The organism is Desulfobacterales bacterium, from assembly GCA_034003325.1.
Taxonomy (GTDB): Bacteria; Desulfobacterota; Desulfobacteria; order Desulfobacterales; family JAFDDL01; genus JAVEYW01.
On record JAVEYW010000008.1, the window covers coordinates 46,984 to 67,759 of the forward strand.

Consider the following 20,776-nt stretch of genomic DNA (forward strand, 5'->3'; position numbering starts at 1 on the left):
TTACCATGGCAGGAACTGGTAAAGCTTGGCAAACATTTCGTAAATTTCGATCCAGTTCTGCAAATCCTTTGTCGAGCGCATGTGATCGCGCTTATGGACCATGACCCAGCTCATGTGGGCCGCACCGTCTTTGCAGGTGACGCAGTCTCTGGTTTCAGATGTGCAGCAACGGTGCATGGTCTTTAAGTCCGATGCCCAGCGGATAAAATTGGTCAACCGCTTGGGCTGAGGATTCCGGCGGTCCAGCGGGGCGGTCACCGAGGGACATTCCATCCATCCGAAAGACCTGCCCAGCATGCGGCCCGTGGTAATGATTTCATGGTAGTATTTTGATGAGATCACGGTGTCGGGATAGGCATCGAGCATGGCATCCATTTCCGCGCGAATCGCCACAAGCTCATGCGGCTGCCAGGAAAATCCGTCCACACCCTCGTCATTGGACAGCAACTGCAGGTGAACCTTTAGGCCGACATTCCGGATTTTTCGAATGACGCGCTCGGTCCTGCCGATCTGTTTCGGTGTGATGGTGTAAAGGTAATAGGTGTAAGGGTCGCCGGCATAGTGTTTGCTGGAAATGGAAAAGGCATCCTGGCCGCGCAGGATCTTTTCGTCGTTTTCGTCCCCCCATACCGAGATGCCGATCATCATATTCGGGAACCGATTCCGGGGCACCTTGATCAACCCATTGGTGGCGCAAAAGCTCGGCAGTCTTTTATAAAAGGCCTCCACGCGATCCAGGCACAAGGTGGGCTCCCCGCCGATGAGAATGGCCAGGTTCACGCCCCGCGCCTTTTCGCGGTCTATAAAATCCTCCCAGCAGCCGATGTCCTTTTGCTCGGCGGCGGCTTTGTGCTCATCGGAAGAGAAAAAAAAACAGCCCTTGCAGCGCAGGTTGCAGCGATTGGTCACATCGTAAATCGAACTGCGAATATTCAACTTGGAAATTTTTTTATAGCGCTCATACCAGCGCTCATCCAACAGCGAGCTGACAGTCTTCATGCAGTTACTCCAAAGCCGGTTCCTTCAATTCAAACCCGGGCGGGGGCACCGGGACATGGCACAGATTGTCACCCTTTTTATAGTCACGAACCCATACCGCCAAATAGGTGTCCACATAATCCAGCCAGGATTGAAACGTCCGCGGGTCGCACGCATGGCGAAACAATCGCGCAGTCACCACCGCACTGCCGGCAGCATAGTGGCGGCAGTCGTCGCAATCGGTATCGGGCACGCAACAGGCAGCCTGCCGCTCCCAGGTGAGATCGGTCCGGTACTGGCGGAAAGAACGCCCCAACCCCATATCCATGGACACATTTCGGCGAGGGTACGAGCAGCCGAACAACTCGTGAAGCCCATGGCCGTGCGTGTGGGCCACAGCATTATAATAAGAATAGAGCACGGTCCGCGGATAGCGATTCAGCAGATGAATCACGACCTCACGGGTTCGGCGCAGCGAATCCTTCGAATGGCGTAAAGCACCGGTGTAGCCAACCGGTGCCGAAAACATGTTAAAGGTGATGCGGCAACCGTTCAGTGCAAGCAGGCGAGTCACCCCTTCGGCTTGATCCACATTATCCGGGGTAAAGGTGTAAACAAAGACCGCCCGGGGGTCGGCATGATAATTTTCAATTTGCCGTTTGAGCATGTCCCTGGCGTTTCGAAGCCTGGCACTGGTCTCATCATTGCCCCATACGGAAATATGAATCTTATACCCGATATCCTCGGGTATTTTCTTAAGCCCGTTGGTGGCAACCGCCCCCAGCGGCATTTCCTCAAAGCAGGCCCGGCACAGCTCCGGAACCAGCGACGGTTCCGCGCCGGCCAGCACCACAAAGGTGATGCCGCGCGCCTTTTCCCCCTGCATCAAGGCCCGCCATGCCGCAGGATCCCGATTTTCATCCGCATGCTGTTTATCACCTTCGAAATAATAACACCCATCGCAGCGAATATTGCACCGGGAGGTCATATCATACGTCGATTCACGAAGGAAAAAGTAACGGCGCACCTTCTCCCAGCGGTCCCGAACCCGTGGGTCGCTGATCAGTTCAGCGAATTTCCACTGTTTTGGTTCATTCCCCCCTGTTTCGATCCCATGAATCGCATGTTCACCGCCCACTGGTGCGTTCCCCGTTTCGCGTTTTTATCTGGTGATTTTTCCGCATAGCCGGTATTCCGCCCATTACGCCCTCACGCTGAGCTTATGGCGCAAGTATTCCGAAATCAAACGAATCGTGGTCAGTTTCGGATAATCATCCTCATCGATACGCACCGAATATTCATCGCGCAACACCAGAGCGACGGTCGCAAGGTCCATGCTATCCAGGCCGACCTCATCCACCAGCTCGATATCCGGGTCAAAGCTTTCAGCGGTGACATCCTCCAATTTAAGTTCGTTGATCATGATTTCCGCCACGCGAAGAATGATGCTTTCCGAATCCGCTCCCACTCCCATAGGTTGTTCTTTCTCTCCTAAACAGTTTTTTCGTATTAATCCGTTATGCGATTGAACGGTTCCACCGTGATATCCCCGATGCAGACCAGCTCCTCTTGTTTAAGAATGCGAAAAGCATATTGCCCGCTGCGGCCGACTTTGGGTAAAACCCGCACGGTCAGCCGGTCATCCGGCAGGACCATCTGCTTGAATCGCACACGGCTCACCTGCGTGACCCGAAGATCCGCCTTCAGTGCCTGCCTGATGACATCAAAAACCAATCCGAGCTGGGCGATTCCGGGCAAGACGGGATTGCCGGGAAAGTGTCCCTGAAACCAGGGTGACGCAACCGGCACATGCACATCGGCGCACAGATCGCTTTCCGGGGAAGGGTTTTGAATGGTGACCTCGTACCACATATTTCGGTTTTTTAAATCATTTCATATACAAGTTCAAGAGCCGGCCGGATTTATTTTAAAATCAACCTCGCCCTCAAAGGGCCGGCATAGCCCCGGCCACATCCTAAGACCCGGCGAATTGGCCGGGAAGAAGCGGTCACGGTATTGGCGGATATGCGTACCCCTTTCATGATTTAAGCAATCTGATGGCTGATAAATATGCCCCCAGCCCCAGCAGTAAAATGCCCTTGCCCCCCAGCGACGGCCAGCCGTTTTGTTCCAGAAGTTTAACCGAAACCGCGGCCGCCACTGCCGAAGCGGTTGCAAATTCGCCGGTCTGCCGACGATAATCCACGACCGGGCCATCGAATCGGCACCGGGCCAAAAACTGCGCCAATTGTTCGTTTGCCCGCGGGCGTTGCGCAGCCGGCACGCCGGCCATCACCATGCCGTAGGTTGCATTGACGCATGCCGCGCCGCCCAAGTGCTCGATCAGGTGCTCGATCAGGTGATCCACGCTGCCGGAAGCGTCAGCCAACCGGTAATAGGCCAGATCCATGCTTACACCGGCGACACCGGCCATGTCCCGTGGCCGTTCCAGGCAAAAAGCCCCGCCACCATCTGAAAGACGGTTCGCCCCCCCCACGGAAAGGTCGAACAGGGGAGATAGGACCGGATGCGCTTCATCGGCAGCAACCAATAGAATGGATCGACTCTCGTTTCGGGTCTGCAAATCCGCAGTCAACAAGGCCTGTTCAAAGGAACAATCGCCGCCCGAAACGGTAATATTGGCCCCCGTGGCTTGATACATCATGGCGATCTGGCCGGCCGGCGCATTATGCACCGAGCCGATAAAATCGGCTGGGGATGGAAATTGCAGTTCCGTTTCAAACAGACGCGTCAGAAAATGATGCGTTTCAGTCATAGCGCCCCAACCGGTGCCGAAACTGACCGCCGAAGGGCGATACCCGGCCGGACATGCCGTCATGGCTTCCCGGGCCAGGGCCAGGGCCATTTTGGGCAAGCGCTTGAGCCGTCGAATCGCTCGGGACGGGAACCCGGCCGTCAGTCGTTCATCTGCCGAACATCCGCTGCAAGCCTCACCGGAAAGCATGGCAGATGCAGTTTCTTCGGTCCAGCCGGCGCCGCTCAAGCAGGATAGCCCCTTGACCATCAACGGGGCAACTGCACGGAAGGGCTTCTCCGTTTTTTGCGAAACACTCCGGCGAGCCTTTCCAATCACCAATGCAGCATTATTGCCGCCAAAGCCAAATGAATTGGACAAGGCGGTATTCACCGGCCTATCGATCGGTTCGATCGCCGGGGTCAGATTCAGGTCCGAATCCACCGTGTTAACGCCCACATTGGCCGGAACAACCCCATGCTCTGCACAAAGCGCCGTCACCACGGCTTCAATAGCCCCGGATGCCGCAAGGCTGTGCCCCACGCTACCTTTGATGGACGATACCGCGGGTGGCTTTCGATCAAACAACCGGTTGACGGCCAGCGCCTCGGACCGATCGTTTTCAAAGGTGCCGGTTCCGTGCAAATTGACGTAATCGATATCACCGGGTGAAACCCCGGCATCGGCAAGGGCTGCCCGCATAGCGGCAAACGCACCCTGTCCTTCAGGATGCGGAGCGCTCGGATGATGCGCATCGCAGGAAAAGCCTCCGCCCAAAATACAGATACCGGAGGCATCAACCGCTTCGGTGCTCAACAAAAGCATGGCCGCGCCATCGGCAATACTCATGCCGCGGCGTTCCAGGTCCAGGGGGCGAGAACCTGCCGGATCGAGCAATTGCAGGGAATGAAAACCGAAATAGGTCAGGCGGCACAATCCGTCCGCCCCGCCGGCCAGAACCCGCCGGGCCATTCCGCAACGCAGCATGTCAACCGCCAGTTTAATGGCGGCGGCACCGGATGAGCAGGCGGTGGAAATCGTTATCAGCGGGCCACAGCAGCCATAGCGACGCGCCAGTTCTTCGGTTACGGAATTGACGGCATGATTTCTGAACGCTTCGGGGGAGTGAACTTTTTTCGCCAGCAGGTCTTCGGTTATCTGCATGCCCCCAGTCGTAACCCCAAGCACAATCGCATCCGGCGGCTCGCGCCTGCCGCTCATGGCCTGATCCGCCGCCGAACAGGCCAGTTGATGGGTTCTCGGCAGAATATCCGATGAATGAATAGTGGGGACTTCGCCCACCGGAAACAGGGCATCCGGCGGTACTGTAAACAGGCTTAATGGACGCAGTCCTTTTTGACCGGATTTAAGTGCCCGCAAATGACAGGCCGGCCCGCTGCCGAGCGCACTGATAATTCCCATACCGCAAATATGGATCGGAACGCCGGTCAATTAAATGGCTCCGGGGCCTTCTCCTTGATATATTCGGCCAGGGTTTTCAGGCTGGCAAACACCTTGGCACCAAGCTCCTTATTGTCAATGACGACCCCATAATCCTGTTTGATCATGATCACCATTTCGAGCACATCGATGGAATCGACCCCCAGCTCCCCGCCCACCAACCGGGCATCGGTTTTGATATCGGCGGGGCTCAGCTCCGGCAAGTTCATAATGTCAATGAGTTTGATTTTCAGTTCTTCCAGCAATTGTTCCATAGGTTCAGCTTTATTCCAGGTTGCGGCTATCAGCCGATTGCGTTTTAATCGGGGTGCGCGGCCGTTTACAGTATCAGCCAATTACAGTACCATGGTGCCCACATTGGTGCTTTTGCTTTTATCTGCTCTCAGCCCCATTTTCAATTCATTTCTCAGCGGAAAAAGGAGGCGCTGGTTCCTTTCCGGCACGGTTATTTTGTTCTGATATAAATCATAATAAAATTCAGTATATTATGTACGCTTCCGATCTCATTCCCATGCCCCGAAGGGGCTTTGTCCACTAGCCCGGGGTTGCGGCATATGCCGCTACCCTGGGGAATCGGGTCGAACCCTACCCACTTACCCCGAAGGGGTTGTGTCAATCCCATGGAAATTGTCCTTCCCAATGCCTTGACACAACCCCTCCGGGGTTGTTTATAAATGGGTTGGCATCTTGCTTTCCCAGGGTAGCGGCATACGCCGCAACCCTGGGCTGGATTATGCAGCCCCTATGGGGCAGTAGGCCCAGTCCATCGTCTCGACTGTTATTGCCGCGGGTCATATAGCTCAGCCCCAACAGGGGTTAGAACAAATTCACCGTGTCCTTTCCGGTGACGAGGATTGCAATTATCAATATTTTTCTGTAAAAAAACGGGAATCGGCTCGTTTCTTCCAAGCGTTAAGGAGTGCAATGCGACTTTTTCTTTTCCGCTCCATCCGTAAGAGTTTGATTGTCCTTGTCTTGCTGGCTGTCCTGCCGGCATTGGCGATTATGCTCTATACAGGACACGAACTTCGCGGCAAAGTCGTTGACGATGCAAAACACTACGTCCTAAGCCAGGTTCAGGCCATGGCCGCCCATCACCAACGGGTGGTGGATAACGCCCGCCTGCTGCTCATGACCCTGGCCAAGTCCTCTGAAGTACGAAGTCTTGATGCGCCGGCATGCAAAGAATTGCTCACTGATATCCTCGCCCGCAATTCCGCCTATGTCTCTTTATCTCTGGCAAACGCCCATGGCCAGGTTCTGGTTGCGGCGCCCGACGCATCCGGCTCGAGCATTGAGGGAAGCACCTATTTTCAGGAAGCCATGCGCTCCGGAGCGTTTACCGTGGGTGACTATACTTTGCTCAAAACACCGCGACGCGTAGTTGTCCAGTTTGCCCAGCCCATCATCGGCATCTCGGGAAATTCTGCGGGCCTCCTGGTGGCCGCCTTTGATCTGAGCTACTTCGGCAACATATTTTCCGATACCCGTTTGCCGGCGCATTCGGTTTTCACGCTGACCGACGCCAAGGGCATGCGCCTGACCCGTTTCCCGGAGCCGGAAAAGTACACCTGGGTCATTGACCTGCCACAGATGGTGGCACGCATGTCGGGCCATGACGATGAAGGGATTTTCCTGGAAACCGGGGTGGATGGTATCAGTCGTCTGTACAGCTTCAAGCGGCTGCATTTCCAGGGAGCCGCATTCCCCTATCTGATGATCCGGCTGGGAATACCGGTGGATCAGGCCCTCGGTAAAGCCAGATTCGTTGTAATCCGCAATGTCGCCCTCCTCTTCCTGGCAACGATCCTGGCCTTGATTACCGCCTGGTTCGTGAGTGAATTCACCATCATGCGCCGCTTGAATCGGCTGATGGATGCCACCGGCCGACTGAAGGCCGGTGAGTTGAGTGCGAGAACCGGTATGGCTCCCGAGCAAGGAGAGCTGGGACAGTTGGCAGCAGCCTTCGACAGCATGGCGGAAGGTCTGGAACATAAGGAAAAAGAAAGACGTTCGGCCGAGGAGCAGTTGCTTCGACTCAATGAAGAACTGGAAGTGCGGGTGGAACAGCGCACCGAGCAATTGGCCGGCGCCAACCGGGAACTTCACAACACACTGGAAGACTTGAAGCAGACCCAAAGCCAATTGGTTCTCTCCGAAAAACTGGCGGCCTTGGGCGAACTGGTAGCCGGAATCGCCCACGAGATCAACACGCCCGTAGGTGTGGCGTTGTCCGCCGGATCCACCTTGGCGGAGAAAACCCGTGCGCTGGTTGCGCTGTTTTCTCAAGGGGAGATGAAACGATCCGATCTGGTCCAATATCTGGAAGCTTCCCGGGAAGGCACCGAGATGATCTTCGCCAATCTGGACCGGGCCTCGGAATTGATCCGCAGTTTCAAGATGGTCGCCGCTGATCAGGTTTCCGGAACACGCAGGATCTTCAATGTCAAAGATTACATTGAAGAGGTCCTCCTCAGCCTGCGGCCGAAACTCAAGAAAACCGGCCACCGGATCGAGGTTCTGTGTGATGAGCATCTGGTGATCGAAAGTTATCCGGGGGCTTTTTCCCAGATTCTGACCAATTTCATTATCAATTCCCTAACCCATGCCTTTGAAGCGGATCAGGCCGGCCGAATTCGCATCGAGGTGATCAGAACCAGCGATACCATCGAACTGCGCTACAGTGACAACGGCAAAGGCTTGGCCCCGGAAATCCGGGACAGGATTTTCGAGCCGTTTTTCACCACGGCCCGGAGTCAGGGGTCAACCGGATTGGGATTGCATATCGTATTTAATATTGTCACCCGGAGTTTGGGCGGCACCATCGTGTGCGAAAGTACGCCAGGGCAGGGTACCCATTTCCATATCGTCATGCCCGTATAAGGTTTAAAAAATGATGCTCGATTCTGATGAAATTTTGTTCAAGGACGAGTCGCCGGAGCCATCCCCGACGGCCCTCTCTTATGGTGCTGAAAACAGCGAACCGTGGAAGATTCTCATTGTGGATGACGAATCGGACGTGCACAACGTCACCACGTTTATGATCAAGGGGGCAGAGTACCTGGGACGAAAATTTGCGTTTCTCCATGCTTACAGCGCCCGGGAAGCCAGGCAAATCCTGGCGCAGCACCGGGACATCGCGGTGATTCTGCTAGATGTGGTCATGGAAACCGAGGACAGCGGTCTCAAACTGGTTCATTTTATTCGGGAAGAACTGCAGAACCGGAATGTGCGCATCGTCCTGCGCACTGGACAGCCCGGCAAGGCACCAGCCGCACGGGTGATTCTCGAATACGATATCAACGACTATAAGGAGAAAACCGAACTGACCCTGGAAAAGATGCTGGTCACCGTCATCTCGGCCCTGCGCAGCTATCACTTTATCACCACCATCGAAAATAACCGCAAAGGGCTTAAAAAGATCATCGAGGCCTCCTCGGATATCTTTGAACGTCAATCGCTTCAGAAACTGGGCAGCGGTGTTCTGGATCAGCTTGCCGCCATTTTGCAGTTGAGAGATGACGCCATGTACACCCATGCCTCGGGCCTGACCGCTTCCGGCATCAAGGGGCAATCAATGGTGCTGGCGGCCACGGGCGAGTTCAGCGAGTATATCGATCGCCCGATCAGCGAAGTGGATGCCTCCTTAATGCATACTGCCCTGAATTTGGCCCAGACTCAGCCCCGTGGCTTTTATTGCGAAGACGGAAAATGTGCCTGGTATTTCAAGAGTCAGACCGGCTCGGAGAATTTTCTCTATTTCGAAATGGCCAAGGCGCTCGATGAAAACGACCATGACCTGCTGGCGCTTTTCTTCACCAATGTTTCCCTAGCCTTTGATAATCTCTTTCTCAACAAGGGGATTGAGGATACCCAGAAGGAAATCATTTTTCATATCGCTGAAACCATGGAATGCCGGTCCGCCGAAACCGGCAGCCATGTCCGCCGGGTGGCGGAATATGCCAAACTTTTGGCCCTTGAATACGGCCTCAGCGAAGAGGAGGCGGAAATGCTCAAGCTCGCCTCCACCACCCATGATCTGGGCAAAATCGGTATTCCGGATTCCATTCTCAATAAACCGGGAGCGCTGACTCCGGAAGAATATGACACCATCAAAACCCACGTCTACCGCGGCCATGATTTGCTTATGAGTTCGTCCAGCCCGATCATTCAGGCAGCGGCCCGTATCGTTCTGCTGCATCATGAACGTTGGGACGGTTTGGGGTACCCGCAGGGGCTCAAGGGCGAGGAGATTCACATTCATGGCCGGATCATCGGCGTCGCCGATGTCTTTGATGCCCTGTCCAACAAACGCGTCTACCATGAAGCCTGGACCTGGGAAGCGGTCTTTAAGCATTTCAAGGAAGAGCGCGGTAAACATTTCGATCCGAAGCTGGTGGATATTCTTCTGGAAAACCAGGAGGCGTTCAAGGCAATTTGGTCTCGGTACAACGCCGTCGGTGTGCAGTTTCCCTGAGAAAAGGCGACACAAGACAACAGGTCAATACGCCCCCTCTTTAAGCCGCTTCGCGATCAAGTTCCTTGTACATGTACCATGCGGTGAGGTTTAAATAAATGCCCCAAATCGCCATCGGCACATAGAAGCCCAGAAGACCGTGATACGCAAAAGCGCCGCTCTGGAAAAAGGCGGGGCCGCCGGCGCCGAGGAGCATAAAGGAACCTGCGAAGGTTGCCCAGGTAAGCCAACGGGGAATCATCGGTTTTTCGCGCTTATCCTGCAATTCCACGATCCCTGTCGCAAGCATCTCCAAGGCAAGGTAGGCCCACCCCAGCAAAAATGCCATCCACGCCCAGTCACTGAACGCCTGCACAACATCGGCGCCGAACTCGGGACGATAGGCGCAAACGATCCATGCGCAAGCGTTGAAGAAAACGATCAATGAGATGAAGAGCCCGCTGATAGCCGTGGTAATCGACCACAACGGCCATTTCCCCTCGATTTTGGCCAGCATGATTCCAAATTGTATCGACGCGGGAACCAGGAACGCGCAGGCAATATAAAATATCGAGCAACCAAGTATGACCCCCCAGCGATGGGTCTGTGTAAACCATATCTTCGTTGCCTCGAAACCGAGGTCCGCAGGCGCCGGCTGATAGAAATGTGCAAGGCCGAGCCATCCGATCACCGTCAACAGGCTGAAAATCCACGAACACCAAAGACCAAACTTCTGTGTACCAATGCTTGCGCTTTCGTTCATTTTTTCCGCCTCATCGTGATTAGCGTTTGTTTCGATCAGATTCCAATGGGTAGCCGGCCAAATAGCCCGTTTAAGCTTCTTTCGGCCTTGATCATCGTTTCAGCCAATTTCCCACCGCAGGGAGGCCGCGCCAGGGTGTTTTTGGAAGAGCGGCAAGCTGTTTGAGCGACAGCGAGTTCCTGCCGGTCTGGAAAAAAATTCCCTGGCGCGGCCGAAACCATGATTATGGCCCTTCTTTTTCAATTCCGTAAGCATCATACCAGCCGCCCCGGCTTCCTTTCTTTATTCTTCGATCCCCGAAAAACCCGTCGGCAACCATTTTTTTCAACACCTCCGGCGTCTTGAATTTCTCATCAGCGGTTTTGCCATAGATATAAACAGAGGACTGCAGCATGGTGTCCAGACCGATGACATCCATCAGTTCAAAGGGACCCATTGGGAAACTGAACCCCAACTTGCACATGGTATCGATTTCCTTGACCCCGGCGACCCCTGCCTCAAGCAGTCGAGCAGCTTCATTCAAAAAAGCGGTCATAAATCGGCTAGTGAAAAATCCGGGGCCGTCATTGACCGTCACCGGTTTCTTGCCCATTTTTTCACTGAGTGCAAAAAGGAAGTCGAACGTTTCATTTGAGGTTTGCTCTCCGCGTACCAGCTCAATCAATGGCATCATCTGTGCGGGGTTAAACCAGTGCATGCCGGCGAACCGATCGGGTCTGTTGGTAACCAATGCCAGATCAGCAATCATGATGGTGGATGTGCTGGAGGTAAGCACCGTTTTTTCAGGACAAATGCTGTCGAGTTGCCTGAAAACGCTTCTTTTCAGTTCAAGATTCTCGCTAATGGCCTCAATGATAAGGTCGGCCTCCCTACCCGCTTCTTTCAGATCGGTCGTCGGATGAATTCTGCCTAAAATGTCATCGGCTGCTTCCCGGCTCATTTTGCCTTTGGCAACCGACTTTTCAAGTCCAAAGGGCCCCTCCTTGATTTTGGCCATCGCGTTCTGCAATCGGCCTTCATCCCTTCCCGCCATCACCGTATCGTAGCCGGCCATCGCACAGCTCATCGCAATCCCATGGCCCATGATGCCCGCGCCGATGACGGCTATCTTTTTGACATCCTCGACTGTTAACCAAACGCTCATTGGTATCCTTTCCCAATCACTTTTTTTTTAAATTCGAACGATCATGAAACCACATACCCGCCGTCTACGTGAAGGGTGGTGCCGGTGGTAAACCCGCTGGTCATTAAAAAAAGGACCGCCCGGGCGATTTCCTCCGGAGTCCCGACCCGTTTTACCGGAAGCCGTTCCGCTGCGTTTTGATACATCTTTTCCCGCGAGGCTTCCGGAATAAAGTCATATATTTCGGTCTTCACAACGCCGGGGGAACAACAGTTGACGCGAATGTCCGGCCCGAGTTCCACCGCCAATGCGCGGGCAAGGCTTTCCACCGCCGCATTAACGGAAGCCAGGGCACTCGCCCCGGTTCCCGGCCGTTTGCCTGACCCGCCGGAAAAAAAGGTAATTGATCCGCCTGTTGCCATTTTATCCAACGCCGCCCGGGTCAAGCGATAGGGTCCTAAGTATTTTGATTCGAAGGTGGCCCGCACCTCCTTGATAGAAACCTTTCTGAAAGACCCCAAAACAGCTTCTGATGCCGTGATCACCAAATGGTCAAGCCCTTTATCAGGAAATCCCTGAAAAAAAGAAGTCACTTCATCATCATTCATCATGTCCATGGGCACCGCAATTAACGCCGCCTGTTTCCCGCCCAATAGCTCGACGGCCCGATCAAGTTTTATTCGGCTTCGCCCGACGATATAGGTCCTGGCCCCAAGGCGCAGCACCTCTCGGGCAATCGCTTTTCCCATGCCGCTGCTGCCACCGGCAATAACAACGGTTTTTCCTTTCAACACCCTGCTCATTCGCATCCCCTGTTTTGCAATACCACGAAAGTCTTCTTAATAGGTAGCTAACCCGGCAAAGCCGAAAGCTGGGCAGCTGGACGGCTTGGCAGCCAGCGGCCTCCCCTCTTTTCTTACCAACGCGCTAAGCCGGAGCGCCATAGGTTCGCCTCGGCTTGACGGCGTTTGAAAACGCCGGAACTTGCCGCCCACAATCGCTTCATTGATACAATTTGCTCCTCGACTTCGGCAAGTATCAACTTATGCTGAGATTGATTAAGCCCGGCTTGGTCAGCCCGGTTCAGGATCATTTGAATCGCTCTCATTTCTTTGCGTTTATCCCCCCGTAAGTCATTACCCCGGTTAAAAACGATACTAACCAAGACCGCGCGGCACAATCCGGGAAGGTGATCCAGTGAGGGGTAAATTGCTTTTGAATCTGCGTAGAAACGGGGGAGTGTCTTTTCAACAAAAACGGACCACGCAAACTTAAAAGGAACCGCGATACCGATCCGCCGAAGCTCTCTCGCACGCGCTTTCGTTCCTCGCTTTCCGATATCTGTTATCAATTCATGAATCACCTTATCCGGCAAAAGGTTGCCCCACGTTGCCAGAAAATCCGCTTCCGTGTTCCATCTCAGATCATATCCAACGCCTATGGTAACACCGCTTGCTTCACCGGGAAAGTGCGGCCATTGTGTATTTTTTTGGTAATAATCGAGACCGCCTGTTTCCTCGAGCGCAATAAACGCGACCCCGTTGGTATCCAACTTCGGAAATGGCTCCGGTCTGGATTGCAGCCAATCCCGAAGTAAAGAATCAGCAATCCCCGTAACGGGCTGATTAGCGAAATCTTGGGCATATCTAACGCCTATATCTGTAGCATACCCGAAATCTCCGTCTGTATACAGCATGGCGCCTATACGATTCAGGCGGGACTGAAGACGAAATACATCTTCGCCTTTATCCCCTCGACGCAAATTTGGATTTGACATGTCGACTTCTCCTTACCATTGTCGTTCAAGCTTCCCTATCGGGCTATCTTAATTGCTGCCGGCGTTGTTCCATCTGAAGCTCCAGGAATTGGAGCGCTTCTATTGATTCTCTCAGTTTCTGCTCCTGTTTTTCGAGGTGCTCTATTTTATTCTTCAAAGAGAGGTTATATCGCTGAGCCTTTTTGTATTTCAACTTGAGAAGGGTTACCCGCTGCTGAATATCGGCAAGTTTGCTTAACGCGTCTTTGTGCTGCGACTTGAGAAGAATTGAACGCTGTTCGATGTCGACAAGCTTGTGCAACACGGCAATCCAGGCCCGAATATCTCCGCCGTCCCTTCGCTTCGGGTTCAGATCGAGCGAAGCCGTAAAGTCCTTCAGGGCACCGCTGTAATCAGGGTGCGGATTGTCCGTCCTTATCCGCAGTCTGGCCCTGTCGGCATGTCCTTCAGACAAGGCATTGGCCTCTTTTGTATTATCTATCAATGTGGACAGACGTTTTTCTTCCTTCGCAAAAAAATCCGGCGCAACAGGCTTTCTCATCGCGCAGCCGCAAAGGACCATCATCACCATCAAGGCCGCCATCGCATGCCGGCAAAGGTTAAGTGACCGGGCTGAAGTTGAATTCGTCATGCCTCTTCCCCGGCGTTGTACTGACGTTGATCGACCACATACACACTGCCGGCCATGGACTTGGCATATTCCTTCAATTCCGCCGCCCGCCTGCTGAGGACTTGCGGATTGCGGATGGCCCCTTCCTGGTCCGTCGCCACTGCGATCGAAATCGTCATCAGCGGAAAAACCACCTCGACACCCTGTCTGTTCTTGCCGACAATCGCCCCCTTAAGTCGGTCCGCAGGATCATAAAACATTGGAATTTGCTCATCAAAGCGTTGAATTATCGTTTTACAAACGGCCTCATATCGTTCCGGATCGGTCACCACTATAAAATCATCACCGCCGATGTGCCCGACGAAATCGTCTCCTGCCCCCTTTTCCCTTACCGCAGCCGAAATGATAGCCGCCGCAGCCTGTATGGCCTCGTTCCCTTTGGCATACCCGTATTTGTCGTTAAATACTTTGAAGTTGTCAAGATCGATAATGCAGACAGCGGTTGGGCGTCCCGAAGCAAGCCTTTTGCCGATATTATCATCGATCGCGAGCCCGCCCGGAAGCAAACTGAGAGGGTTGCTCGTGATATGGATCTTCTCAAGACGCTCGATCTTCTTTGCCATGTCGGCAATGCTGCGAGACACTTCACCGAATTCGTCGTTGGTCTCTAAGGATGGTACCTCCTTGAATTTGCTTTCAGCAACCAGTCTTGTCGCCAGTTTTAGATGCGCGACCGACCGTGTGATATACCGAGCAAAAAGCAATGTAATTCCCACGGCCAACAATACCGCCCCGGTGCCAACCAGCAACAACTCGCGGAAGGCTCTGAGCCCTATCCGGGTGCTCAGCTCGGTCTTCATTTTTTGATCATGACGGGCCTCTGCAGCAACGCGACCGGCAAGATCCACCACTTGCCGAAGGTTCTGCTCAACCCCGATCCGTTGTTCATTGGATAGCGCACATGCGGACTCTATCGACCCATATAACCCGGCAAACTCCTCGCGAAAGGCAGCCCCCTTTGCCGTCAATTCCGTAACCAAGGCAAGAGAACTTTCGATGGATCTGATTTGCTCGATCAATTGGTCAAATTCGGTTATTTTCAGTTGCAGGAGCTTGAAGCTGTCACTGTCTTTGAGAATACAGAGTCTCCGCGCGTAAAGATCCTGCCCGAGCAGGTTTTCCGCCAATCGTTCCGCGCTCTCTATCGTCGGCGTGTTCACCTTTGTGATGGACGCGTTGATCCGGTCCATCTCTTTTAAACTCGATAGCGAATAGGCTATATGCATGAAGACGACAAGAAGGAGCACCCCATACCCAAGCATTATCTTTTTGGCGATATTCATTCGTCCGGAACAGCCCCTCCTTTAATTGTTTGCCGCATCTACCGGGCAACGTGCGCCGCTTAACCCCGGACAAATAAAGCCGAAACATCGTTGCGCTCGGCTGTTATGGTGTCCGAACCATATTAAATCAATAGAATAAAACAAAGCAAGAAATGCGCCACGCACGAAAAAAACTTCATTATCCAGGCAACATTCCGATTTCACTTCTTTTTTCAGTTTCTGACTTAACAGCCTGATAGGGAGATACTTGGAATTGGTTCTCGAATTTGAACAATAGTATACACCCCATCAGATGTAACGACGAAGGGCAGGATGTGACAGATCGGGGCATTCCGACGCAACAATTGGTTATTGTTTTATAACCACTCCAAAAGGCGCTGTTATTTCGGCTTAACCATTCATTTTAAGGGGATAAATAAAGATTGTATGGAAATCCATCCTCTCGGAAATCAAACCGTCAATAAACTTGAATTGTCTTCCGGTGTTGACGTTAACATAACATCACGCCGGATTTTTCAATTTTCATAGAAGCCGGGCACAGCGCTTTGGGAGCCGGGGAAAAGAGCCCCGAAGCCGGCCTTCGCGCTGCCGGCGGGCGGTATTACCGAAGCGGCACCGCGGATCGCCACCAGTGCGAAGATAATGCTGATCACCGTGCCGATGGTGACGATCAACGGCGTGGTATTCTCCCAATGGAGCGCGACAACCGTCGTCATGCCAACACCCAGGTTAACACCGATCATCGTGAGGGGGAACAGCACGAACAATCCCAAAAGGTGCAGGTTGCTGCTTGCACGATAGCGCAGATTCGCCGCAGCGATGCTGAAACAGATCGTCTGGGCCGTTTCAAGGATACCAACTACCAGTGGGTATTTGATAATGCGGAATACGTGAGGACCCCAGTAGGAATAGGTACCGAAATTGATGCCAAGTATTTCGAAGGTACAGGACATCGCCATTTCGAGGCCCGCAAAGGCGAACAGCACAGGGAGCGTTAGGGTTCCCTTATAAATCCGGTTACAGATCATTATGGCGGGAAAGGCATAAAGTATGGCATAACCGCTATGCGTCCAGAGTGGCTGGGGAATATTGAAGGCCGTAAAATGAGATATGATACCGGGCACATAGAAAAGCAGCATCATGCCCTCATCATAAATCGGCTCGGCAACGGCACCGACAAAGACGGCAAGAAGCAACAGCGTATAAAAGGGCGTTCGCTCCTTCTTACCCATGCGTAAGGTTACCAATAAGAGAACAAGGGTCAGGCCGTAGCTGACGTAGTTCATGATATCCTGCATGACGAGATTACAAGGGTGGTCATAGGGCGGTGTCAACATGTAGATTTCTCCTTTGTGTCGTTCTTCTGCTCTGTTGGCGTCTTTCGGAACATCACCGTACAAGGCATTGCCAACGGGTGCGGCCAAGTGCTTTTTTACCGTTTTTTAAATCACTTTCAGTTGGTTATAGACGGGCCACAAGCGAAAATCAAGGACGAATAAGGGATCACAGCTTATCCGCCCGCCGCAGCGATCAATAGGGACTTAACATTCAACGGCTTCACCGTTTACAGTATCAAACAATTATAGTAGCATGCGCCTGTTCTGAAGCATTTGTGGTTATCCGCTCACAGGGCCTATTCTCAATATATTTCTCGGTGGGAAAGGGAGGGTATGGATTCTGCCGGAATTGAAGATCTGCTGGTTCATCGCGGCCGCATGCTGTTGATCCGCCAAATTATTACCGTGAACATGACAAAAGCCATCACCCGGGCATTGGTTACGGATCAATGGCCCCTGGTGAACAACGGGGGGGCCAATCCCCTGGTACTCATTGAAGTGGCGGCACAAACCGCGGGCGTATATAATAGTTGGCGGCTGCACCGGAAGCAGGGGCCGAATGCCGATCATCGCGGATGGATGGTGGGCATCAAGATCTCGCGTTTTTTCGTGGACCGCATTCCCCTGGGAACCGAAATCATCACAGAGGCGCAAAATCAGTTTGAATACGACGGCTATCGCGAAATCCGGGGCGTCGCCACCATTCACGGCCATACGGCCGCGGATGTAACCCTTCAGATCATGCAGGCCGGCATAGAAAATTCATGACGACCCTGAATTTATCCCTCAGCAAACGGGCTGGAAATAAAACCATTGGAATCAGGAGCGCAATTCATAATGCATGAAAAGAACACACGTCCGGTGGCACTGGTCACCGGCGGCAGCAAGGGAATCGGCAGCGCCATTTGCGTGGAGATGGCAAGCAGCGGTTACTTTACCATTGTTAATTATCTGTCCGACAAAACGGGCGCTGAAGAGACGTTAAAAAAAATCAGGCAGCAGGGCAGCGACGGCATGTGCCTGGGATTCGATGTAACCGATGCGGCGCAAACGGAAACGGCCCTGCAAACCATTTTCAGTCAATATGCCAGCGTGGATGCCCTGATCAACAATGCCGGTCGGATTGCCGATGAGCTTTTCATCATGATGACACCAGACAAATGGCGTTCGGTCATCGAGGTAACCCTGCAAGGCTTTTATAATGTCACGCGGCCTGTGCTTGAGAAAATGGTGGTGGCCAAAAAAGGGGCAGTGGTCTCCATTGCATCGGTGGCCGGCCTAATGGGCAACCGCGGCCAGGCCAATTATGCCGCCGCCAAAGCCGGTCTGATCGGCGCCAGCCGGTCGGTGGCTTCCGAAGTCGCCCGCCTCGGGATTCGGGTCAACGTGGTGGCGCCGGGCCTGATTCAAACCGAAATGATCAAGGATGCGCCGGTGCTGAAAATCAAATCCATGATCCCGATGGCCCGCCCGGGAACCGCGCAAGAGGTCGCCAAGGTCGTCCGTTTCCTGTGCTCGGACGATGCTGCTTACGTAACCGGCCAGGTACTCAGCGTGAACGGGGGGATGTTTTAGCCACCCTATGAAGCCTCAATACCCTTTTGTCCTGCATGTTATCGCTTATCTGTTGCCGCTGCTGGCCCTGCCTTTGGCCGCTTGGGCGGCTTCCCTGGAAGCCATTCAGGCCGCCGCCGGTTCGGTGAACTCGGTTCAAGCCGAATTTGTTCAGAAAAAGCACTTACCGATTTTGGAAAAGCCCCTGACGTCTACCGGCCTGTTTTATTTTCAGGCGCCGCGCTCGTTGCGCTGGGAATATCGATCGCCGATTCGCAGCATTCTTCTATTGCATGACGGCCGGGTCAAACGCTTTGTGGCCGAGGCATCCGGGTTCAGGGAAGAAAACGGCGCCGGCATGCAGGCCATGCAAGTGGTCATGGAAGAAATCGGCCAATGGCTTAAGGGCGGTTTTGACAAAAGCCTGATGTTCGCGGCCGCTTCGGCGTCCGATCTGAAAATCATTTTAACGCCCCGTGAAGCGGCCATGGCCGAAATCATTCAGCGGATTGAATTAAATCTTTCTCCGGAACCGGGTGTCATTTACAGCGTGCTAATCTATGAAAGCGCGGATTCCTTCACGGAGCTGATTTTCAGCCGAACGATTCTCAACCGGGCCATCGCGGCCGACCTGTTCAATAAAACTCCATGAAGCCAAAATGTGTTGTCTTACTGCTGTTGGGGTTGCTGCTCGGATGTGCGCGTCTGCCGCCCATGGCAAATTTTACGGACCGGGGAGACACCCGGCCCACGCCGGAGAGCAGTCCGCTTTTCCCTCAGGGGCGCTGGCAATTGGTGCATGCCATCGAGGCCGTTCCGCCGAACGGCCAAAAGCAGACCATGATCGGCGTGAGCCGAATTTGCACTGCCCGACGCACGGTCCACTGCGTGCTGATGACCCTGGAAGGACTCGTGCTCTTTGAGGCGGATTACGACCGGCAAATATGGGTCCGGCGGGCGGTCGGATCCATGTCCGCCCGCGGGTTCGCCGAGGGGTTGATGGGCGATATTCTGCTCATCTTTTTTGCCCCGGAAGGATCGTTGCAAAACACCGGCCGCTTTGCGGACGGGGCTTATGTCCGGCGATACGCGACAACGGATAAGGGAACTGAAGACATCATCACGCTGCCTTCCGGGCGCCGGCAAATCTGTCGTTATGATGCAAAAAAGCGCCTGACCCGCACCGTCACCTTTGCGCCAACCGAGCCCGGTGCCGCTGAAGGAGTTGCACCATGCATCGCACTACAGGCCCACGGTCTGGCCGGTTATCGGTTGAATATGACCCTGGTCGAGGCGCAGCAATTAAACCATAGAAGCAAATAGGTAAATTTCCCCATGAGATTCAAGCTGATATACCCCCGATGGACCAAACTCAGACACCAGACCGAATTTCATCTTCCGCCGCACGGGCCGGTGGTTTTTGCCGCCTGCCTGCCCACGGACGTCGAGGTGATGTTCACCGATGAGAATCTGGAATCCATTGATTTTGACGACCCCGCAGATGTGGTGGGAATTTCCATGATGCTCAGCGTGCAGGTCAAGCGCGGCTGGCAAGTCGCTGACACCTATCGGCAAATGGGCGTCCCTGTGATTTTCGGCGGCATCGCGACCATGCTGCATGCGGAAGAAACCATGGGCCACGCCGATGCGATCTTTCTGGGAGAAGCCGAAGGCCGCATGGAACAGGTGCTGCAAGATCTTCGGCAAAACCGCCTTCAAAAAGTTTATGATTATCTGAATGACCGGCCCCCGATCGAATCCGTGGGGCCTGCCCGGCGCGATATCCTTAAAAAAGAACTTTATAATTACAAGGGCGTTCAGATGGTCGACCTCGTGCACGCGTCGCGCGGGTGCCGCTATCACTGCTATCCTTGCGCCGTGGCCTATCTGGGGGGGAAACAATTCCGGCCGCGGCCCGTGGAAACGGCCATTGCGGAAATGGCCGGGATTGATAACCATCGGCTGTTTCTGGTGGATAACTCCCTGGCGCAGGACACCGAGTGGGAAATGGAACTCTTCCGTCAAATGATTCCGCTGAAAAAAAATTGGTGCGCCCATCCCATTGAAGATACGCCAAAGGTTCTGGATCTCGCGGCGCAAGCAGGCGCCTGGTATGTCTATCAGGCCGTGTTCGATACGTCCGACTATATTCGAGAACGCATTCGGCGCTACCATGATCACGGCATCGGCGTGGAAGGCACGATTTTACTGGGTTTGGATCACCACACGGAAGATGAAATTCAGCGGCTGGTGGATTTTTTACTGGAGATTGAGCTGGATCTGGCCGAGTTTACGGTGCTGACCCCGTTTCCGCACACCAAGGCTTACGAGGCGTTAAAAAAGCAAAACCGCATTCTCTCCCATGACTGGGACGACTATTCGGCCGATAAGGTGGTATTTCAGCCGCAGCACATGCCCCCCGAACGGCTTCAGGAGTTGCTGGATTTCGCCTGGGACACGTTTTACCAGAATGAATCCCAGGAAATCAAAATGTCCAAACTCTTTCAGCGCGTGGTGTTTAAGGAAATGGCCGACAACACCTTCCGTCCCCGCCGCCGGGATCTGCGCCGCCGTGCTTTCGGCCGCGATTATCAGGAGACTAAACGCTAAGGGACAATT

20 protein-coding genes are annotated in these 20,776 nt (G+C 53.7%); 7 read left to right on the forward strand and 13 right to left on the reverse strand.

The genetic code is table 11. The features are described 5' to 3' along the window. The 6 genes from RBT11_10190 to RBT11_10215 form a co-directional block, all read right to left on the reverse strand. On the reverse strand, positions 1-999 hold the full coding sequence (locus RBT11_10190) for a radical SAM protein (GenBank protein MDX9787137.1): 999 nt from the start codon (positions 997-999) through the stop codon (positions 1-3). Between the two features lie 4 nt (positions 1,000-1,003). Next, a complete protein-coding gene (locus RBT11_10195) occupies positions 1,004-2,116 on the reverse strand; it encodes a radical SAM protein (GenBank protein ID MDX9787138.1) in 1,113 nt (370 codons plus the stop codon). 63 nt (positions 2,117-2,179) lie between these two features. Next, on the reverse strand, positions 2,180-2,452 hold the full coding sequence (locus RBT11_10200; GenBank protein MDX9787139.1) for a phosphopantetheine-binding protein: 273 nt from the start codon (positions 2,450-2,452) through the stop codon (positions 2,180-2,182). Positions 2,453-2,487: 35 nt separating this feature from the next. Continuing rightward, on the reverse strand, positions 2,488-2,850 hold the full coding sequence (locus tag RBT11_10205) for a MaoC/PaaZ C-terminal domain-containing protein (GenBank protein ID MDX9787140.1): 363 nt from the start codon (positions 2,848-2,850) through the stop codon (positions 2,488-2,490). 166 nt (positions 2,851-3,016) lie between these two features. Next, on the reverse strand, positions 3,017-5,185 hold the full coding sequence (locus RBT11_10210; GenBank protein ID MDX9787141.1) for a beta-ketoacyl-[acyl-carrier-protein] synthase family protein: 2,169 nt from the start codon (positions 5,183-5,185) through the stop codon (positions 3,017-3,019). Further along, positions 5,182-5,529: a phosphopantetheine-binding protein gene (locus RBT11_10215; protein ID MDX9787142.1), complete on the reverse strand. Its 348-nt coding sequence runs from the start codon at positions 5,527-5,529 to the stop codon at positions 5,182-5,184. The genes RBT11_10210 and RBT11_10215 overlap by 4 nt, the downstream gene beginning before the upstream one ends. Positions 5,530-6,118: 589 nt before the next feature. Here RBT11_10215 and RBT11_10220 point away from each other — a divergent pair. Further along, positions 6,119-8,077 carry an ATP-binding protein gene (locus tag RBT11_10220; GenBank protein ID MDX9787143.1) on the forward strand — a complete coding sequence of 653 codons (1,959 nt, stop codon included), beginning with the start codon at positions 6,119-6,121 and terminating at the stop codon, positions 8,075-8,077. Positions 8,078-8,087: 10 nt separating this feature from the next. Continuing rightward, complete coding sequence (locus tag RBT11_10225) at positions 8,088-9,671, forward strand: DUF3369 domain-containing protein (protein MDX9787144.1); 1,584 nt, start codon at positions 8,088-8,090, stop codon at positions 9,669-9,671. Positions 9,672-9,711: 40 nt separating this feature from the next. Here RBT11_10225 and RBT11_10230 read toward each other — a convergent pair whose 3' ends face one another. The 7 genes from RBT11_10230 to RBT11_10260 all read right to left on the reverse strand — a co-directional run bounded on the left by RBT11_10230 (position 9,712) and on the right by RBT11_10260 (position 16,603). Next, positions 9,712-10,413 (reverse strand): hypothetical protein, encoded by a 702-nt coding sequence (locus RBT11_10230; GenBank protein MDX9787145.1) that lies wholly within the window; start codon positions 10,411-10,413, stop codon positions 9,712-9,714. Between the two features lie 223 nt (positions 10,414-10,636). Beyond that, a complete protein-coding gene (locus RBT11_10235; GenBank protein MDX9787146.1) occupies positions 10,637-11,557 on the reverse strand; it encodes a 3-hydroxyacyl-CoA dehydrogenase NAD-binding domain-containing protein in 921 nt (306 codons plus the stop codon). 41 nt (positions 11,558-11,598) lie between these two features. Beyond that, entirely contained in the window at positions 11,599-12,339 is a 741-nt protein-coding gene (locus RBT11_10240) for an SDR family oxidoreductase (GenBank protein MDX9787147.1), read from the reverse strand. 113 nt (positions 12,340-12,452) lie between these two features. Then, positions 12,453-13,313, reverse strand: a complete 861-nt coding sequence (locus RBT11_10245; GenBank protein ID MDX9787148.1) for a peptidoglycan-binding protein — start codon at positions 13,311-13,313, stop codon at positions 12,453-12,455. 43 nt (positions 13,314-13,356) lie between these two features. Further along, a complete protein-coding gene (locus RBT11_10250) occupies positions 13,357-13,944 on the reverse strand; it encodes a hypothetical protein (protein MDX9787149.1) in 588 nt (195 codons plus the stop codon). Continuing rightward, positions 13,941-15,266, reverse strand: a complete 1,326-nt coding sequence (locus tag RBT11_10255; protein MDX9787150.1) for a diguanylate cyclase — start codon at positions 15,264-15,266, stop codon at positions 13,941-13,943. Before RBT11_10255 ends, RBT11_10250 begins: the two co-directional genes overlap by 4 nt. Before the next feature lie 515 nt (positions 15,267-15,781). After that, positions 15,782-16,603 (reverse strand): hypothetical protein, encoded by an 822-nt coding sequence (locus tag RBT11_10260; GenBank protein ID MDX9787151.1) that lies wholly within the window; start codon positions 16,601-16,603, stop codon positions 15,782-15,784. Positions 16,604-16,936: 333 nt separating this feature from the next. Between RBT11_10260 and RBT11_10265 the strand changes: the two genes are divergently transcribed. The 5 genes from RBT11_10265 (at position 16,937) to RBT11_10285 (ending at position 20,767) form a co-directional block, all read left to right on the forward strand. Then, positions 16,937-17,371, forward strand: a complete 435-nt coding sequence (locus RBT11_10265) for a hypothetical protein (GenBank protein ID MDX9787152.1) — start codon at positions 16,937-16,939, stop codon at positions 17,369-17,371. Between the two features lie 69 nt (positions 17,372-17,440). After that, the gene (gene fabG / locus RBT11_10270) at positions 17,441-18,178 is read left to right on the forward strand and encodes a 3-oxoacyl-ACP reductase FabG (GenBank protein ID MDX9787153.1); all 738 of its coding nucleotides are present in this window, start codon (positions 17,441-17,443) and stop codon (positions 18,176-18,178) included. Between the two features lie 7 nt (positions 18,179-18,185). Then, a complete protein-coding gene (locus tag RBT11_10275) occupies positions 18,186-18,809 on the forward strand; it encodes an outer membrane lipoprotein carrier protein LolA (protein ID MDX9787154.1) in 624 nt (207 codons plus the stop codon). Continuing rightward, positions 18,806-19,480 (forward strand): hypothetical protein, encoded by a 675-nt coding sequence (locus RBT11_10280; protein ID MDX9787155.1) that lies wholly within the window; start codon positions 18,806-18,808, stop codon positions 19,478-19,480. Before RBT11_10275 ends, RBT11_10280 begins: the two co-directional genes overlap by 4 nt. Positions 19,481-19,492: 12 nt before the next feature. Continuing rightward, positions 19,493-20,767 carry a radical SAM protein gene (locus RBT11_10285; GenBank protein ID MDX9787156.1) on the forward strand — a complete coding sequence of 425 codons (1,275 nt, stop codon included), beginning with the start codon at positions 19,493-19,495 and terminating at the stop codon, positions 20,765-20,767. Positions 20,768-20,776: the final 9 nt, after the last annotated feature.

Coding starts and splice junctions, on each gene's coding strand:
- RBT11_10190 (MDX9787137.1), bottom strand. CDS start 999: ATGAAGACTGTCAGCTCGCTGTTGGATGAGCGCTGGTATGAGCGCTAT.
- RBT11_10200 (MDX9787139.1), bottom strand. CDS start 2,452: ATGGGAGTGGGAGCGGATTCGGAAAGCATCATTCTTCGCGTGGCGGAA.
- RBT11_10205 (MDX9787140.1), bottom strand. CDS start 2,850: ATGTGGTACGAGGTCACCATTCAAAACCCTTCCCCGGAAAGCGATCTG.
- RBT11_10220 (MDX9787143.1), top strand. CDS start 6,119: ATGCGACTTTTTCTTTTCCGCTCCATCCGTAAGAGTTTGATTGTCCTT.
- RBT11_10225 (MDX9787144.1), top strand. CDS start 8,088: ATGATGCTCGATTCTGATGAAATTTTGTTCAAGGACGAGTCGCCGGAG.
- RBT11_10230 (MDX9787145.1), bottom strand. CDS start 10,413: ATGAACGAAAGCGCAAGCATTGGTACACAGAAGTTTGGTCTTTGGTGT.
- RBT11_10235 (MDX9787146.1), bottom strand. CDS start 11,557: ATGAGCGTTTGGTTAACAGTCGAGGATGTCAAAAAGATAGCCGTCATC.
- RBT11_10240 (MDX9787147.1), bottom strand. CDS start 12,339: ATGAGCAGGGTGTTGAAAGGAAAAACCGTTGTTATTGCCGGTGGCAGC.
- RBT11_10245 (MDX9787148.1), bottom strand. CDS start 13,313: ATGTCAAATCCAAATTTGCGTCGAGGGGATAAAGGCGAAGATGTATTT.
- RBT11_10250 (MDX9787149.1), bottom strand. CDS start 13,944: ATGACGAATTCAACTTCAGCCCGGTCACTTAACCTTTGCCGGCATGCG.
- RBT11_10255 (MDX9787150.1), bottom strand. CDS start 15,266: ATGAATATCGCCAAAAAGATAATGCTTGGGTATGGGGTGCTCCTTCTT.
- RBT11_10260 (MDX9787151.1), bottom strand. CDS start 16,603: ATGTTGACACCGCCCTATGACCACCCTTGTAATCTCGTCATGCAGGAT.
- RBT11_10265 (MDX9787152.1), top strand. CDS start 16,937: ATGGATTCTGCCGGAATTGAAGATCTGCTGGTTCATCGCGGCCGCATG.
- fabG (MDX9787153.1), top strand. CDS start 17,441: ATGCATGAAAAGAACACACGTCCGGTGGCACTGGTCACCGGCGGCAGC.
- RBT11_10275 (MDX9787154.1), top strand. CDS start 18,186: ATGAAGCCTCAATACCCTTTTGTCCTGCATGTTATCGCTTATCTGTTG.
- RBT11_10280 (MDX9787155.1), top strand. CDS start 18,806: ATGAAGCCAAAATGTGTTGTCTTACTGCTGTTGGGGTTGCTGCTCGGA.
- RBT11_10285 (MDX9787156.1), top strand. CDS start 19,493: ATGAGATTCAAGCTGATATACCCCCGATGGACCAAACTCAGACACCAG.